The 17234-nt window shown below is 40.2% G+C and carries 15 protein-coding genes; 1 reads left to right on the top strand and 14 read right to left on the bottom strand.

Going from position 1 to position 17234, the window contains the following annotated elements:
- Position 1: 1 nt before the first annotated feature.
- From FQV26_RS09555 to FQV26_RS09615, 13 genes are all read right to left on the bottom strand, one after another.
- Entirely contained in the window at positions 2 to 859 is an 858-nt protein-coding gene (locus tag FQV26_RS09555; protein WP_146557255.1) for a triphosphoribosyl-dephospho-CoA synthase, read from the bottom strand.
- Positions 860 to 873: 14 nt separating this feature from the next.
- Positions 874 to 2526, bottom strand: a complete 1653-nt coding sequence (gene mdcA, locus FQV26_RS09560; protein ID WP_261384324.1) for a malonate decarboxylase subunit alpha — start codon at positions 2524 to 2526, stop codon at positions 874 to 876.
- 26 nt (positions 2527 to 2552) lie between these two features.
- Positions 2553 to 3482, bottom strand: a complete 930-nt coding sequence (locus FQV26_RS09565; RefSeq protein WP_146557257.1) for an ACP S-malonyltransferase — start codon at positions 3480 to 3482, stop codon at positions 2553 to 2555.
- Between the two features lie 29 nt (positions 3483 to 3511).
- Positions 3512 to 4153, bottom strand: coding sequence for a GntR family transcriptional regulator (locus FQV26_RS09570; RefSeq protein WP_146557258.1), 642 nt, complete (start codon positions 4151 to 4153; stop codon positions 3512 to 3514).
- Positions 4154 to 4628: 475 nt separating this feature from the next.
- Positions 4629 to 4949, bottom strand: a complete 321-nt coding sequence (locus FQV26_RS09575) for a hypothetical protein (RefSeq protein WP_146557259.1) — start codon at positions 4947 to 4949, stop codon at positions 4629 to 4631.
- A 19-nt stretch (positions 4950 to 4968) separates the two neighbouring features.
- Positions 4969 to 5157: a hypothetical protein gene (locus FQV26_RS09580; protein ID WP_146557260.1), complete on the bottom strand. Its 189-nt coding sequence runs from the start codon at positions 5155 to 5157 to the stop codon at positions 4969 to 4971.
- 46 nt (positions 5158 to 5203) lie between these two features.
- On the bottom strand, positions 5204 to 7042 hold the full coding sequence (locus tag FQV26_RS09585) for a beta/alpha barrel domain-containing protein (protein WP_146557261.1): 1839 nt from the start codon (positions 7040 to 7042) through the stop codon (positions 5204 to 5206).
- A 1451-nt stretch (positions 7043 to 8493) separates the two neighbouring features.
- Complete coding sequence (locus FQV26_RS09590) at positions 8494 to 9051, bottom strand: copper resistance CopC family protein (RefSeq protein WP_146557262.1); 558 nt, start codon at positions 9049 to 9051, stop codon at positions 8494 to 8496.
- A 60-nt stretch (positions 9052 to 9111) separates the two neighbouring features.
- Positions 9112 to 9438, bottom strand: coding sequence for a hypothetical protein (locus FQV26_RS09595; protein WP_146557263.1), 327 nt, complete (start codon positions 9436 to 9438; stop codon positions 9112 to 9114).
- 166 nt (positions 9439 to 9604) lie between these two features.
- The gene (locus tag FQV26_RS09600) at positions 9605 to 10966 is read right to left on the bottom strand and encodes a copper amine oxidase (RefSeq protein WP_146557264.1); all 1362 of its coding nucleotides are present in this window, start codon (positions 10964 to 10966) and stop codon (positions 9605 to 9607) included.
- A gap of 558 nt (positions 10967 to 11524) precedes the next feature.
- Positions 11525 to 12985, bottom strand: a complete 1461-nt coding sequence (locus FQV26_RS09605) for a UDP-N-acetylmuramoyl-L-alanyl-D-glutamate--2,6-diaminopimelate ligase (protein WP_146557798.1) — start codon at positions 12983 to 12985, stop codon at positions 11525 to 11527.
- Positions 12986 to 13225: 240 nt separating this feature from the next.
- A complete protein-coding gene (locus tag FQV26_RS09610) occupies positions 13226 to 14089 on the bottom strand; it encodes an STAS domain-containing protein (protein ID WP_146557265.1) in 864 nt (287 codons plus the stop codon).
- Between the two features lie 337 nt (positions 14090 to 14426).
- Complete coding sequence (locus FQV26_RS09615) at positions 14427 to 14789, bottom strand: hypothetical protein (protein ID WP_146557266.1); 363 nt, start codon at positions 14787 to 14789, stop codon at positions 14427 to 14429.
- Between the two features lie 716 nt (positions 14790 to 15505).
- Here FQV26_RS09615 and FQV26_RS09620 point away from each other — a divergent pair.
- Positions 15506 to 16168 carry a potassium channel family protein gene (locus FQV26_RS09620; protein ID WP_146557267.1) on the top strand — a complete coding sequence of 221 codons (663 nt, stop codon included), beginning with the start codon at positions 15506 to 15508 and terminating at the stop codon, positions 16166 to 16168.
- 170 nt (positions 16169 to 16338) lie between these two features.
- On the opposite strand, the gene FQV26_RS09625 is transcribed toward FQV26_RS09620, so the two are convergent.
- Entirely contained in the window at positions 16339 to 16977 is a 639-nt protein-coding gene (locus FQV26_RS09625; protein WP_146557268.1) for a pyridoxamine 5'-phosphate oxidase family protein, read from the bottom strand.
- Positions 16978 to 17234 lie beyond the last annotated feature (257 nt).

Below are 17234 nucleotides of genomic sequence, written 5' to 3' on the forward strand. Positions count from 1 at the left end.
TTTAGTATATAGATTGATATTTTTCTTTATCCTTAGCTAATATTTCTTTGTTTTGCAGTCTATCCAAAAATAACGTGGCCGCTAATAAATCGGCACTGCCTCCTGGTGAGATATTTCGATTGATAAACTGAGCGTCCAGTGCGTACATATCATCGGTCGATCTGTTTTTCAGCCAAAAAGTTGCCTCCTTTTTGGCAAATTCCAATGCTTCAGGACCACCACGGTGTAAGATACATGTATCATCCAAATGAGCAATCAATGCAAGAAGCGCATTTAATCTGGCTTCTTCTTCAGTTTGATTGGACATTCTTGAGTAATTGAGCATTGGCAGTGAGTATCGAAGAACATGTGGAAATCCTTGCTGCGCTTCGCCTCTTGCTCCAGAGACACCATACTTCGCTGCTACATTCATGCCGTTTGTAACGGTGCTAGGACTATGTCGGTCAGTATAGCCTGCTAATTCTCCTGCAGATGCTGTGACTTCTAATATAGTACCCTCGCCCCTTCCCATCGCTCCCGCGGAAACGAGCAAGCCTATCGCCCAAATTGCCCCTTTATGGGTATTCACTCCGTTTGTAACTTGAAGCATCCTTTTTTCTCCGGCACGGCCAATTAATGCAATTTCTTCCCGTAAAGACTGGGAGGGTCTACGTCCATAACTCACCAAAGCAATCTGCTCAAACGTATCTCTCAATGATTCTGCAGACGCTCTCATCAGCTGTATGGTTAAGTCTTGATGTGCCCCGGTATTTCTGCTGTCAACAAGACCAGGTTTTGGCGTAAGCTCTACTTCTTCTATTAACGAATGAACTGCTGTTAAAGCTAGTTCGCGGCTCAAAAACTGTTTTACTTTTTCCATTTCACTCCTCCTACTTACCAGCTTCTGAATTTTGCCGGAGGTTCATACAAACCGTCTGACCATTCGACGATTTCTTCAACATTTTTTGCCGCAAGAAGTGATCGCTTTGCATCTGATCTGCGAATTCCTAGATCTTCAGGAAACGCAACAAGGCCTTCCTTCCGTAGTTCTTCTGTTTTCTTTGGATCGTGCTTCAACCCGACAGGTGTGACTCCGGCAATTGCTGCAATCGCTTCTCTTCGTTTTTCCATATCATCTGTTTTATATAGATAGGCAATGCCTTCTTCTGTAACGACATGCGTAACATCCTCTCCATAAATCATGACCGGTGCTACAGCAAGCTCAGAATCATTTTTCACATCAATTGCATCGAGTGATTCCACAAAAACAGGCTTATTTCCTGTCTGAAAAGTTTCCACCACCTGCACTACCAGCTTTCTTCCTCGTACTAGAGGTTCATCCGAAGTCATCATATTTAACCAGGCAGGTGTTGAATGGCGGCGACCACCAGGATTATGTCCCATATTCGGTGCCCCTCCATAACCGGACAGCCGGCCTCTTGTTACAGTCGAAGAGTTACCATCTTGGTCGATTTGCAACGAGGAACCAACGAACAAATCAACTGCATATTGTCCAGCTAACTGCGATAGGGTCCGGTTTGAACGCAAACTCCCGTCACGTCCAGTAAAAAATACATCTCGCCGAGCGGCAACATACTTTTCCATACCGACTTCTCCCCCGAAACAGTGAATACTTTCAACCCAGCCGCTTTCTATCGCCGGAATCAATGTCGGATGCGGATTTAAGGTCCAATGCTTGCAAATCTTCCCCTTCAAACCAAGGGACTCCCCATAAGTAGGTAATAATAATTCAATAGCGGCCGTATTGTAGCCGATGCCATGGTTTAAAGATTGGACATTGTGTTTTTCATAAATACCACGGATAATCATCATTGCCTGCAAAATTTGAATATCGGTTATATGCCGGGGATCGCGTGTAAACAAAGGTTCAAGTTCATAAGGTCGGTCTGCCACCACAATGTAGTCAATCCACGATCCCGGGATATCAACACGTGGCAAATCATCTGTCAATTCATTCACTTGTACAATGACAATTCCATCACTGAACGCAGCAGCTTCTACAAGTGTTGGTGTCTCTTCGGTGTTCGGTCCTGTATACAAATTTCCGTAACGATCTGCTTTATCGGCCGCAACAAGTGCCACAGAAGGAATCAGATCTACGAATAAACGACCATACAACTCAATATAGGTATGGATTTCTCCCATCTCCAGTTGCTTGTCTTCAAGCATTTGAGACATTCTCAGGCTCTGTGGCCCTGCATATGCAAAATCTAATTTTTTTGCAGTGCCCCGCTCGAATAAATCGAGATGTTCCGGTCTTGATATACTGGACATTATCATATGTAAATTAAATAATTCCTTTGGATTAGTCTGAGCTAACGCTGCTGACAGAAACGAAGCCTGCTTTTGATTGTTTCCTTCTAATACGACACGGTCTCCTGACTGGATCAGCTTTTCCATTACTTCTACAATGCGTTCAGTCGGAATTACCATTCCTTCAACCAGGTCTTTGACGCTTTCTGTTCGCTTGTTTTTGGCATCGAAACGTTTTGTCCATGACTGTTTTGTTTTCGTGTTCTGGTTAATCTTTTCCAACATGCATGCCCCTTTCATTACTTTAATTTTTCACGTTTTGCTATAAACTGACAATCGTCAAAACCATTTTCTGCTACCGACAATACTCTTGCATCCGGAAATGCTTTTGCCGCTAACCGGGATAGCACTGCTCCAGGTGGCATTTCGATAAACAGGCGAACCCCTTTTTCGTACAATACAGTAGAAGCATCATGCCATTTTACTGGGGAAGAAACGCTTTCAGCGAGATCCTGTCGAATGTCGAACGGATTGGATAAAATGCGTGCATTCCGATTACCTGCATAAGGTATCGAAGGCGGATAAATTTTAACTTGCTGAAGTGCTTCTGCAAGTTTTTCAGCAACTGGCAAAAGCAATTGGCAATGGGAAGGTGTACTCACATTCAATAATTCTGCGCGGCGTGCTCCGTTTCGCCGGGTTTCAATCAGCACTTTCTGTATAGCCGATATCGCTCCCGATATTGTCAATTGATCTGGTCCATTTTGATTTGCTATAAACACTGGATATTCTTTGTCAAAATGCTGGTCAATAATCGATTGTACGTTATAAGAATCCATTCCAAGTACGACCCCCATACCGTATCCCGTCGGATATGCACTTTCCATCAATTCACCGCGTATTTTCACTATTTTTACCGCTTCTCCAAATTCGAGAACCCCTGCCGCAACGGCTGCACTGAAAGCTCCAACAGAATGACCTGCTACAAAATCCGGCTTTACTCCTTCAGACTCAAATGCTTTAAAAGCAGCTACTCCAGCACTCAAAAGAGAAATTTGCACTGCGGTAGTTGACCTTAGCGCATCTGGAGAATGGAAGTTGAAGATATTTTCATTCAATGATTCCGTCGCTGAATCAAGCACTTTTCGTGTGGCTTCAGATTCTGGCAGTTCACTTAAAAGACCAGGCATTTGGGAACCTTGGCCTGGAAATAAAAAAGCAAGCTTCAAAATAATAGCCTCCTACATTAAGTTTGTACCTAAAGCTTTTTTTGAAAGTTGGATACGACATCTTTATTATGATTTGATAATACAACTGTAAGTTCTGTCATATTTTGTTCTCTCAACAATTTAATTATAAGATTATGCTCCATAATTGATTTTTCAATATTTCCTTCTTGAGCAAAAGATATACTTTGAATCTTTAATAAGGGTAGACCTAGTCGTGAATACATTTCCATGATGATTTCGCTTTTACTCATTTTAATAAGACAAGAATGAAATGCATAATTTAATTGGGTATAAGAATAGACATCTTCAGCTTTTTTCATTTGGTTCAAAATTTGCTCCATTTCTTCCAATAATTCTGGATCAGGGGCATGCTTTGTAATTCGGTCCATACTCATTTTCTCGAATACATTCCTTATCTCAAGCAAATCAAGGATTTCACTTTTTGTATACTCTCTAACAATGGCCCCTTTTCTCGGAATTCTTTCAACCAGGCCTTCAACTGCAAGCAAATAAATTGCTTCACGAACTGGGGCTCTACTCGTGCCATATTCTTCAGCATAAATATGTTCTACTAATTTTTCACCGGTTTTAAGAGCTCCTGTCATAATCTGTTTCGTAATATCTTCTGCAATTAAATTAGGCAAAGCGTTATTCATGAGATTCGGTTTCATTTTATAATCTCCATTCAATTTACATTTGGTCGACTGTCGATTTTAATTATACGAAAGAAATTAAGTATTTTCAATTTTTTAAAAACAAAATTAGTTTTTTCGTTTTGGTTATTTTTGGTATAACCTTATTTTCTGAAAACTTATCGACCAGGTTTTTGAAAGCAGTGCTTTGTTATTTTCTTGCATTGACGTTAAATATGCGCGAAAGAGAGACTAACAAAAGTTTTAGTTCTTATTTACTTAAGGTGGACAAATTAAGAGACCCAGCAACTTATTAAAAAAAGTTGCTGGGTCTCTTAATTGATAGAACTAGTATATTGCAGAACTCAATAAATAATGACGTATAAGCTGTTTTTTCTTTCCATCTTAAAATCGGGAAAGTACATAGACGATAGCTATTTAATTATTGACCATTATATTGGTTAGTTGTTTCGGCTTCTGACTTCTCAAGCTCCGGAGTGCTCCATATGTTGTGCTAATTAAGAATTACTTTCTTCTTTTTGCCATATACCTCATAAGCAAAATAGCCGACAAGCAAACCTATTCCCGCTCCTAGACTTATAGCAGAAGAAAAAGTGAATGAAAAAATCATACTGATAATCATGCCAATAACACAACCAACAAGCATGCCAAGCGGGATTAAACTATCCAACAGACTTTGAGCAGCTGTTGATTTTTTCTTCCCCAATGTCCCTCGTTGATGGTTAAGTTTAAGTCTTGTCACAACAAATATTGCAATCCCCCAAACAATTAATAGCGGCAACACAATACGGGCAATTTCTATTGCTGATACCATTTGAAATCCTCCTTCCGTACTATAAATTTCCGCAAGATTTATTGGTCGGTTTAGGCAAGAAAAAGGAGCTGCCGCCCATTATTGCTCCTCCTATTACTGATAGTAAAGCGCCTGTTATAATCCATTTCGTTGATAAAAGAGTTGAAAGATAGACTCGTGAAGTCAACAGGATGGACCCCAGCATGAAACAAATGGTCCATTTTTTCATTTTTCTCCTCCAGACAAAGTTTTCTCAAAAAATTCATTGGTTGTTATCAGGACTTCATGAAAAAGTAATCCCTGGAATAAAGCAATCCAATCGCAAATAATAACAAAGCAATATAAGCCGGCAAAATATGTATGAACGTCGTATAGCCAATAATGTAATGAATGGTTATTGCCGCACTAAACGCTGGAATTCCCCCAAACAAGAACGTGTACCAAACCCACCTCTGCCCCTCTTGAAAACCCCAGAGGGCAAGCATCAAAACAAGCAAGCCCACACTGATCAAAGCGCTCCCTAATCCTGCACGATCATGTGCTATGACAGGAAGCAGCCGATTATTTATTTCTGTTAATTGTTCAGGAGTCATGCAAATATAAGCAATATCCGTTTGTACGAAAACACCCGTGATGCCTATAATGGAAATGACAAGTCCGCCGATGGCCAGTGCAAAACCGAGCGCTACGAATGCGAGTTGACCCCATAGACTTTTTTTCCAAGCCTTATGGTTCGATCGGTTACTGGAAACCGAGTGTTCATTGTAATTTTTAGTAGCCAAGTAGCCTTTCCAGAAAAACGGCAGTAAAATGAGCCAGAGGATTCCATGCAGCCAATCAAAATAACCGAATCCCAAAAATAAGAGAATACCAAGAAAGCCTATTACACCGGCAATGTGAACTGCTCTTTTCGCCCATTGCAACCCTTGCCGGACGCCATATCTGGCCAATTGCATATAAAGGGCTCCACCGGACATCATCGTTCCAGCAACTGTCATCCGGTCATGTTGCATAAATCGGTAGATATTCGGATTTATTGCAAGGATTTCTTCTCGCGTCAGCTTTAGAAACCACTCGTCATATGGCATGATGACTATGGTCATGCTGACCAGTAAGGTGATAAGCCCGCTGATCAACATGAAAAAACCGAATAACCAATACCAAACCCAACCGCTGTATGTGTTCTTCAAGTGCTCTTTGCTATCCAATAGACTTTCATTGATCCGTTTGGGTAAGCCTGGACCTGTAAATACATAACCCGCTGTCAACATGACTGCATCTGCGCCAGCCTGAAATAAAGCCAATGCATTCTTTGGTTCGGCAATGCCTCCAGATACAATAATTGGAATACTGCTTTGTTTTCTAATTTCCGATACTTTTATCGATAAACTGACTGTCTGGTCCTGTGAATATGCCCATCCTGCTTCGCTCTCTATTGCCGCTTCATCAATAACAATACCGTCTATAGAGCTGGCCGAAATTAACTGGCCGATATAACGACAGTCCATTTTATCCGAAGCACATGCATATAAAAAAGGCATGCTTATACTTAAACTCTTCACTAAATTCCATTCTTTCTCGCTGAGTCGATCTTCCAAAATAATTGCTTTGGCATGGACGGACAATGCTTTCACCAATGTTAAGGTTTCATCAAAACAATTCGCCTTTCCAATTCTGATAAAAATCGGCTTTCCGAATGCTTGTAGTTTCTGCAGCTGGTCGAGAGTTTGTTCAACACCAAGAGATTCCAACGGATAGGGGAAAATAAGATTATCCTTAGTTTGTGTGAACTTTGGAACGCCTGCATCCTTCGGTTTTGAAGTGATTGGCCCAACTTCAATAAAACCCAGTCCCAAATAGCTGAATGCTCTAGTACCTGTTAGCCTGGGATCAATTTTTCCGCTTAATCCAACCGGATTGGAGATCTTCAAGCCAAAAATTTCAGTTTCCAACTCGACAGACGGAGTGGTATGTCCGAGGTATTCGATTAATTTAGGTCCATATGGAACCGCAGAAACCATAGACATGGTTCTGTGGATAAATTCTCTTCCTACTGCCGCCGGCAATCGAAATAGGATCGGTTTGAATACGGGGTGGTAAGTCCAATCTGGCACAGGGATCACGTCCTAATTTTTCTTACTTTATTCAAGTATGTATAGATGTAGAATTTCATATCTATCAGGTTTTTTCATTCATAACGATCTCAGTTGGCTTAGGATAAAGCCAATGCTCTCCTTTTACCTCTATTTGAAAGGAACCTGCTAATTTTATTAGTTTAGAAGAAAAATCAATTATTTATTTTCGTACGATGTACAAAATAGTATTCTTTCTAATTGCTATCTTCATCGGGTAACTCCAGTAGGTTTTTACAAATGTATCCCACAATATATTCTTTCTTTGTAGTTGCTTCAATATCTTGATTTTCAATCAAGCGAACTTTTAAACAAAAGAATATTTACTACTAGACGAATGAAACCTCATTTCATCTTATCTGCCCCGGATCCTGCGCTCCAGGCGGACGCGTTCCACGGGCTCGCGCCGAACTAACTCGGACTGGCGCCCGAGTGGATTTCGGCACTTCGCTTTCCCGCAGGAGTCGCCGCCTTGCGCTCCGGATCCTCGAGTGAAGGGTTTTTTCACCAGCCTTAATCAGGCTCTATTTATCATGAGCTGACTAGCAAGCTTCTACCTTTGATTGAAACCATACGATCCCGACCGGTCTGGCCACGTAGACTCCTGTGGAGTCAGCGAAAGCTGAAGACCCCGCAGGAACGCAGTGACGAGGAGGCTGAAGCTGAGCCCACGGAAAGCGAAGTGGCCAGACCGGTTGGATTATACATCCTATTAATTTTAATTTGACTTTGTCTACAGTCTGTCTTGATTTTCAATCAAGCTTTCTATTAGTTGATTTACTTTTTTCCATAGTTCTGTATTTTCAAGTTCCTGATATGGATGAGCCACCATACGTACCTCCTTGTGTCTAAAAATGATCTTCTATATCTGATTACACTTGTTCAATAATGCAGTGCAAGCAAATCTACTTACTGGTCTATCGTATCAAGCCGAATTTATTATTCTGAATACTAAATCTCCATTTCATTCCTTAGCTGCAGCCCTTTTAGTAAAAAAAACTCGCTCAAGGAATAAAAAATGGAACCGCTGACTAAAATCCAGAACGATGCATTGAATTCAGATAAGAAAAAAATAGAATACACGGCGTGTCCAAAAAGAGCAAACGTATAAAATTCATGGCCTATCATTCTAGACTTATCTCTGGTTTCAATTTGGGTTGGTGTCATATTTTGAAAAAACATTGGTTTCTACCTCGCTTTTAATATTTTTATATGTGGAGGTATCGCCATGAAAGGCCCAATTCAATAAAACTACTTCTAGGACTGCTGTACTCGGAAATAGTTCTTTCCTGTGCTAGCTGATATCTTCCTCTTAAATATACTAATTGAAGTTAAAGATAGCTAGTTAATATTGGAAATAAAGTGAATAACTATACTCACTAAAAAAAGAGAAAAGAAACTTCAAACTCAGTTTCTTTTCTCCTTATACATACTTAATTTTTCTTTCTCTTCAGAAGTCGATAAGCGATAAAGGCAATCACAAGTAACGCAAGTACAAGAAAAACTGTAATCATTGGATTCCCTTTATCTTCCGAAGTTTGGACAGCTTTTTCTTCTTCTACTGGTACTTCTTCTATTGCTGGTTCCGACATTTCCGTTTCTGTTTCTTGTGTTTCCTCTGGCGTAATTTCGTCTTCAGCAGAGTCAACATTTAGTGTAAAAGCAACTTCCCCTTCGATCGGGTGGCCGTCTGCACCAATGATTTCCCAACGAACTGTATAGTCAGTGTTAGGCAACTCTTCTGTTATAGTTCCTGTCATGACACTATCCGAAACAACAATTTCGTTAAATTCGTAACTCGCATTTTCACTTTCAAGTGTCATTGAACTTCCTTGTTCAATGACAGTACCGAAAGTCAACACTACTTCTTCCAACGGTTCATCTACTATTGAGCCTTCTGCAGGCGTAGAAGAAGATAAGGTGGTATGCGCCTGTCCTATTAAGGGCATTAAAAAAATAGCGATTGCAAATAACACTATTATTCTTTTCATCCTTGCTCCTCCATTTCTTTTATTACTTTTTTTAGATACGTTTCGTCTTCTGATTCCAGATCAATTTCTTTCTTTAAGAACATTGCGAAGGACTAGGCTTAAAAACAATGCTGCCAGAATCGGCACGTAAGCTGTCTGTTTATGGAAGTTGTTCTGTTTCACGACGCAGCCTGACTCTTCGTCAAATACCATGGCCAATATCCTTGCTCTCATATCAGAGGAGAATGCTCTTGCATCTACGAGGTATGGAAGCTTACTCATTACTTCAAAAAATTCTTTGCGCTCCCAAAAATAGGCTAACTGTTTATCAACCGATTCTTCTCTTTTTTGTTCAAACGGCAGAGATCGATTGATGCCGTCCATCACAAGATCACATTGCCTTTTCATTACTGGTTCCTCCTACTATGCATTTTAAGAAATACTTACTTGCAACTCAAGCAAACATAAAAAATTAAATACTGCCTATGCCTAATTCGTTTAGTACTATTCACAGTGGTTGCGGCAAACAAAAAGCTAGCCGGCTAGGCTAGCTTTTTATTATCATCAGCGAAACTTACTGTTTGCGTGTACGAACAGCAACTGCAGTGGTAAGCGCCGCAAGCATCAAGCCAGCCAATACCCACATGAATGGGAATGAATCTGTATCCGCTGTACCGCCCATGCCTGTTGCTGGCATCTCAGATGGCATTTCCGTTGCACCGAATTCTTCTGGGAACTGGTCTACGATGGCCGCTGACAAGCCAGCTGCCGGCATCGTCATATGTGCATAGGCTTCACGAATCGAGCTGTACGCTGTTTCGTAATCGCCTGCTACGTAGGAATCAAATGCCGTCAATAATTGTTCAACATGCGCTGTTAACCCTTCTTCTAGCGCATCAGCCGGAACGCGTCCTTCTGTTGCTGAATCAAGAAGAGCCGCTTGGTCAACAATGTACTGGTCCAGTTCTGCACGTGCCTGTTCCTGTCCTTCAGCATTCTCTTCACCTGTCGCAACTACATAATCAACAAAGTAACCGATATGTGATTTCCATGTTTCATCAAACTGTGCACCCGCTTCTTCTCCGTAAACAGAAGTTACAGCAGCCGTCAGGTCATCTGCATTCGCTAACAATGCAGCAGACGCCTGATCAAAGCTTTCCGCACCATCTGCACCGTCTTGCATCGCCATGGCGGCTAATCCCGCATGCTCTGTAAATGTGGCATTCAACGTAGCGCGAAGATCGATTGCTGGTGTGTCCGGGTTGGTGTTGTCAAATTTCTCCGGGAATTGAGTCGTAATGGCAATTGATAAGCTTTCTGCAAACATGCTCATATGGTGGATCGATTCACGCTCCAGCGAATAAGCTGTTTCAAAATCGCCTTCTACATAAGCGTCAAAAGCTGAAATCAACTGATCGACGTGCATATCCAATCCTTCTTGAACTGCTGCAGCCGGAAGCAATCCACCCGTTGCGGTATCAAAGAATTCTGATTGTTCGACTTTGTATTCTTCCAATGCCGCTAAAGCCTGGTCTTTGCCTTCTTGGTTATCTTCAGCAGTAGCGGTTACATAATCTACGAAATAACCGATATGCGATTTCCAGATTTCATCAAACTGGGCAGCTCCTTCTTCGCCGTAAACCGAACCGACTGCAGCTGAAAGATCGTCAGCATTCGCCAATAATGCTCCAGAAGCCTGATCAAAATCTTCTGCGCCATCAACACCTTTTCTCATGGCTTCAACTGCCAAGAATGCATGCTCTGTCAATGTGGTATCTAGTGCAATGCGCAATTCCGCTGCCGGCGTTGCCGTGCTGGATTCCATCGCTGATTCGCTTGAAGCGGAATGGCCGCCGTGGCTGTCCGCCAGTGCCGCTGTTGGCACCAATAAAGATAGGCTAAGTGGTAAGGCTAAAAGACATTTGTTTAATTTCATAAATTATCGCTCCCTTTTTTTTGGTATACAGACATAACGCACATGAAAATCATTTAGATCACTTTATTTTAAAATTAAACAAATTTTTCAATTATCATAGAAAGTAAGCCCGCCTTTTGGTTCAAGTCCATATACAGACTAGTCTCCTTAAAAAAGATGACTTATATAGAAAGAAATCTAATCCAACTCTTTCACCTTTGTATGTTAAAAAAGATGGGACCATCAGCAGCACATATTGCCGAAATTGAATTCAATGCAGAAACAATCTGGACCAGCCTCAGCTCTATGGAGCAATTAAGTAGTACTCAAATTCAATAAGTAATAATTTCTACTATAAAAGCAGCACAGGCAATAATAAACTATGCCCGCGCTGCTATTTTTATTTATTGAAAAAATTATTGAATTTAGAGACACTCTGAGTTCATCTTCCAATCACATACACTAACTTGCTCTTGTACACCTGCTAGATTAACTATGACAATTTCCCCTAGACATAATCGTTATTTCTTCCTTGTCAGTTTTAATGTACTTTATTCCCTTAAACCACTATTAGGCGTTCTAAAACTGCAGGTTCACCTGTTCGAGTGCAATTTCTTTATCGCTATGGGGAAAATAGCGGCTGCCAATAAGGATCGTATTTTCATGTCCTTTATCCGTTAAGAGGACGATATCGTCTTTCGTTGAAAGATTGATGGCATGACGTATAGCTTCCGCCCGGTCGCCAATGCAGACATATCGGTCATGCTGCATACCTTTTTCAAAATCCTTAAGGATACCTGAAATCGGCTCTTTCCCTGGGTTATTGACAGTGATGATGACATAATCCGCGACGGATGCCTTTTCGGCCATCATTGGCCGTTTTAAACGGTCACGGAAATTCCCGCTCCCAATCACCACAATCAACCGTTTCTTTTTGAATGGCAACAAGCTGTTAATCGCTTTTTCGATTGCGTCAGGTGTATGGGAATAGTCAATATAAACAGCAGGTCCTTTCGAATTAGACAGTTTTTCCATTCGCCCTGCTGCAGGTTGTATATCAGCCGTATATGGCAGCATATCCTCTACACTCAACCCATATGCGTATAAAGCCGCAATCGCTGCAAGCATATTGTACACATTGAATTCTCCAATAAAGGATGTAGAAACTACATAATTATCCTGGGGGCTATGTAAAAGAAAGACGGTTCCATTTTCTCTATATTCAATTTGATCGGCATAAAAGTCTGCCTGCTCAGACAGCCCATATGTAATCGTTTCAAAAGGTGTCATTCGTGAATATGCTGCAGCCCATGGATCATCATGATTCAGCACAGCAAACTTTTCTTTTGCTATGTCCTGGCCGAGCTGAGCGAAAAGCAACCCTTTCGCATAACCGTAATGTTCCATTGTCTTATGATAATCGAGATGATCATGTGTTAGGTTCGTGAAGATCGCGATATCCAGATCAATCCCCCACATCCGGCCGTTAATGATTCCTTGTGAAGAAGTTTCAAAAACGATAGCCTCACAGTTCTGTTCTATCGCTCGTTGCATCATGTTCAAACTCGAGAGGATATCACTTGTAGTATTCTGTGTCGGTTCAGTGATGACATTTGTCCGAAAACCAAGCGTCCCAGATGCAGCAGATTTCCGTCCATTTGCCTCAAGCAAGTTGTAGATGATATGGGAAACAGTTGTTTTCCCGTTCGTCCCCGTCACACCAAAGATCGCCAGTTTGGAAGAGGGATAGCAATAAAAATGTTGAACGAAGCGGGACAAGACTTTCACCGAATTTTTGACTAGAACAAAACAAGCAGAGCCAGAAATAACTTCCTGCTTTTCGGCAACAATGAGTGATGCTCCTCGCCGGATAGCCTCTTCGATAAAGTTATGGCCATCCACATTACTTCCAACGACACAGATAAAACAGTTTCCCTGTTTAACTTTTCGTGAATCCATCTGGATTCCTGTAACTTTAGAAGGAATATCTCCATAAACTTTTTTTATTTTTAGCAGATCTAGCAATTCGATTGTTTCCAATGTCCTTCTTCCTTCCATTTTTAAATGACACCTTCTTTACTTTAAAATCAAATTCCGTAATTACCTATACCACAAAAAGATGATTATGAAGCGAGTAGGAGAACATCAAAATCAAACCTGCTATTATGTGTTTATATATTTTTATTCTCTCTTTGAATCACTATACAAATGGCAATACTAGAAAAACGCCTTTCCATAGAAAGGCGTTTTGATATTTTCATTATGGTTTTTCTTCATGATTTATGACCTTATTTCATTTTTTTCTGGCATACCAACACCAAGTTGTTCAATTGCTATTTTCAAAGTAGCTTCCATTCTTTCTCCCTTTAGAGAGTGTGCAAAATGAGGCACTTTTAAAGCAACTAACGGCGAAATTCCTGTAATGATAGGAGTAATTCCCATGATTTTCAGGGTTTTGATTAAATCGAGCAAATTTGTTTCAATTTGTGAATCAACTTGTGTGACTCCCGAAAAATCGATAATGAGAAATTCGATTTCCTGGCCTACTTTCTGAACCACGTCTTCTACTAGTTGTTGTGCTCGAACCAGAGTAATATTCCCAATAACGTTTAAGATAGAAATTTGTTCTGACAACGGCACAACGGGAGAAGAAAGCATTTGTATTTCCTTTCGGGCTTTTTCCAATTCGAGAATATAGGTTAACAGCGAGGACATCATCTCAAACATTTCCTGATGTTCTTCAGTGAATGTAAAAGGATGATTATCCAATCCACAGATAGTGCCATAAACTTTTCCGTCTTCATAATATATCGGTATACCCATGAATGATCCGTTTTCAAATTGAGAAGCAATTTCTAGTTTGGCTGCATCTTCATCAGTTGAAATTTTTTCTATTTTCAACGGCTTCTGGCCATACTGGATGGTGAGACTGCAAAATGTTTGATTGAGAGGCGTTAGGCTGTCTTCAGTTACCAATTCTTCATTTCGGTTAAAGGCTTTTTTGATGGTATTGGTCTCTCCATCATTCTGAGCTATGAATAATGTATTGATATCCATTTGATCGCTTAGCATCTTGAGTATTTGATTGGCTGCCTCATTAAAGTTCTGAAATTTTCGGAACGGGCCATTAGTCGTCTTCCCCACATTATTCCTCCTCTTTCAGAAGTTGCACATTCTATAAATTTGCAACACTTTTTTAAACATACTACAACCCGTTTAAAAGATGCAATAAAAATCGACCTTCAGTCTCATCCACTTCTTCCTTTTTTCACGGATCTTTATTTAGAAGGCTGAGCAGTTAATTTTGCTTTTTCGGCTTTATAGAGTTTGTAGCTTTCAACGAATTCCGCATATGTCAGTTGGCGTCTTGTAGATGCATTTCCGGTTTTTATTCTCTTTTTCTTAGGAACAGTCATTTAAGCAATCCTCTCTTTCCATTGAATATACTTGTAAGTTTACATACTGTTGAGCTGCCAATAAATCATTGAATAAACTTCTCCCGCACTGCTTCTCGGTGAAAAGGAGTCAAACAATAAAGTTCTCTTGGAGATACTTTTGAGAGATTCACTAAAGCATGAAAAACTTCCTCTGTCACTGTGTATTCCTGCATTCCGTTCGGCAAACTTTTCATACTTTCTGTCGCTTTTTCCAGCTGAATGTCCTCTATATCGACCCAAATCGTGTCTACTTTGCTGTAGATATTTATTCCATCATCATATGTAATCTCTCTTGTTAAGCGGGCAAATAATGTAAGTATCGATATGTTGTTTTCTGTATTTACATCTTTGGATCTGTTAAAGAAATAAGCAACTGACGTTTTTGGCATGTATTGATTTTGCGGCATTTTCGCTCTCCCCCTCGTAATTTATAGCAAGTTAAAAATGATTGCTGGATGGATATAACTCTAAAAACGATACTTTTTTCTTGTAATCTTTTTAAGAAAGTTTTGAAAGAATCAGCAAAGGAAACTATAATATAATCACTTGTACCTAATTGCATATAGTATATATTACCTTGAAAAAACAACAATAAACCTCTTTTTGAAATAAACTGAGTAATTTGTATAATTTCTTACAATTTTTCCTTATTCAAGTTTTACTTTTTTGTGTGTTTAACCATTTTATTTGCATGCCGTTATCCTACAGCCTTTTTAAATTCTATTAACAGCGGGAACTTTGTAAAAGAAGCTTTGACCAAATTCATGAACAATCTTTGCAATTTGAAAAACAATCCAACTTTTCTTTAATTTCCTTCTAGGAGCTTATCTTTAAAAAGGAGATTGACAATCTTGATATATGCGGGTAGCTTGTTATTTAGCAGAAACAAAAAACCTTTTTTTGATTAGATTTTTTACTCAAGAAATTTTTTACTCCTCGTGTCTGTGTTGACGCACATACCATGTATATCAAGATAGGACAGGTCCAATAGCTAATACTATGGTATCGTCGTAGGCATAAATGCACTAAATCGGTGTAAGATCCATGTTAAAACTTAAGACTTGTACCATTTTATTTGTAATGGTCTCTGTATCATGAATAAAAACGGAAATGAGGCGCACAGATGGAAAAACAATTTGTCATTATTGGATTGGGCCGCTTTGGCAGCAGCGTGTGCCAAGAACTTCATGCTCTCGGACATGAAATACTAGCTATCGATTTGTCAGAAGAACGTGTAGAGGCAATGTCTGAATTTGCCACCCAAACAGTAATGGCCAACGGAACGGACGAACGAGATTTGAAGGCATTGGGTGTGCGGAACTTTGAACACGCAGTCGTGGCATTTGGCGAAGACTTGCAGGCAAGTGTATTGTGTACTCTTATGTTGAAAGAATTAGGAGTGTCCAATGTTTGGGTAAAAGCAAGTAACCAACAACACCAACTTATATTAAATAAAGTAGGGGCAGATCGGGTCATTCAACCTGAAAAAGAGATGGGTATTCGGGTTGCCCACCTCTTAGATTCTGACAAAATAGTCGATTATATCGAGTTATCAAAAGACTATAGCATCATAGAGTTAATTGCTTCATCCAAGATGTCTGGCAAAACCTTAAAACAATTGAACATTCGCGCGAAGTATAATTGCATGGTTTTGGCTATCAAACGACTAGAAGACGTAAATATTGCTCCATTACCTGAAGACGAAATTGTAAAGGGCGACATTTTAATTACAATGGGGCATCAAAAAGATTTAAGACGCTTCGAGGAGAAGGGTTTGACAGATTAATATGTCTGGCTCCTTTTAATCAACAACGAACTAACTAAATTACTTACATACTGAAAAAAGAGAGCGTAGACGCTGATAGAATCACGTCTACACTCTCTTTTTTCCATACAGTGCCGGTACATTGGCATGGAAAGGATTTGTGGATTAAATCTTAATCTGATCTATTCTAATTAATATAATTTTTCCCGGTAGCTCTTCTCTAGAAGTTTTCCGACGGCCTCTTCGTCCACATTCGTCAATTTGGCGTGTGCCGCTAAGATTTTCGCACCTTTTGGCAGCTCTTCTTTAGTCATCCAGGTTTCCGGGTTCCAAAGTTCTGACCTGCGAAACGCTTTGGCGCAATGGATAAAGCATTCTTCCACATCAACACCGATTCCGAGAATTGGCCTTTTACCGTTTACCGCCATTTTTTCCAACAGCTCTTCATCACGAATTACGCTGGCTTTTCCGTTGATACGCAATGTCTCCCCCAGTCCCGGAATCAGAAACAGTAAACCGATATTTGGATTTGATAAAATATTTCGCATGGAATCCATCCGCTTGTTCCCAGGCCTTTCAGGAATGATCAACTGCTTTTCATTCATCACATGAACAAACCCCTTTTCGTCTCCTCGTGGAGACACATCGCAAAATCCAGTTTCATCAGCTGTGGATATCGTCAGAAAAGGAGACTGCGAAATAAACCCTAAGCAATGTTCATCTAAATATGAAATGACTTTATTATTCACGAGTTCACTTGGCTTTCCAGTGATTTCAAGAAGTTCTTCTACAGTCTTAACTGTTTTTTGAAACGCAATTTCAGTTTTCAATGCTCTTAATTCCTCTCTTATTAAATTTTTCTTTTTCGTATTTATTTGGTTATTCACTCGATAAGCCAATGAAAGGGATCTGGTATGTATCAGTTAACGCGAATGACTTTAGCACCACGGGCGATTTCAAGAACCGAATGGGAGCGGAAACTCCGCAGCTCTACATCTACTTGAACCAACGGGAAGTCAGTATAAGGAAATAGCTAATCCTTTGCAAAGCGCATAGCAATCGACTATTTCCGGTTTATTTTCCCAAT

Origin of the sequence: Planococcus sp. CPCC 101016, from assembly GCF_007859295.1 — a bacterium.
Classification (GTDB): Bacteria; Bacillota; Bacilli; order Bacillales_A; family Planococcaceae; genus Planococcus.

Bases quoted from the DNA above. Each gene is read 5' to 3' on its own strand.
- FQV26_RS09555 (WP_146557255.1), bottom strand. From the start codon at position 859: ATGGAAAAAGTAAAACAGTTTTTGAGCCGCGAACTAGCTTTAACAGCA.
- FQV26_RS09570 (WP_146557258.1), bottom strand. From the start codon at position 4,153: ATGAAACCGAATCTCATGAATAACGCTTTGCCTAATTTAATTGCAGAA.
- FQV26_RS09575 (WP_146557259.1), bottom strand. From the start codon at position 4,949: ATGGTATCAGCAATAGAAATTGCCCGTATTGTGTTGCCGCTATTAATT.
- FQV26_RS09580 (WP_146557260.1), bottom strand. From the start codon at position 5,157: ATGAAAAAATGGACCATTTGTTTCATGCTGGGGTCCATCCTGTTGACT.
- FQV26_RS09590 (WP_146557262.1), bottom strand. From the start codon at position 9,051: ATGAAAAGAATAATAGTGTTATTTGCAATCGCTATTTTTTTAATGCCC.
- FQV26_RS09595 (WP_146557263.1), bottom strand. From the start codon at position 9,438: ATGAAAAGGCAATGTGATCTTGTGATGGACGGCATCAATCGATCTCTG.
- FQV26_RS09600 (WP_146557264.1), bottom strand. From the start codon at position 10,966: ATGAAATTAAACAAATGTCTTTTAGCCTTACCACTTAGCCTATCTTTA.
- FQV26_RS09615 (WP_146557266.1), bottom strand. From the start codon at position 14,789: ATGCCGCAAAATCAATACATGCCAAAAACGTCAGTTGCTTATTTCTTT.
- FQV26_RS09620 (WP_146557267.1), top strand. From the start codon at position 15,506: ATGGAAAAACAATTTGTCATTATTGGATTGGGCCGCTTTGGCAGCAGC.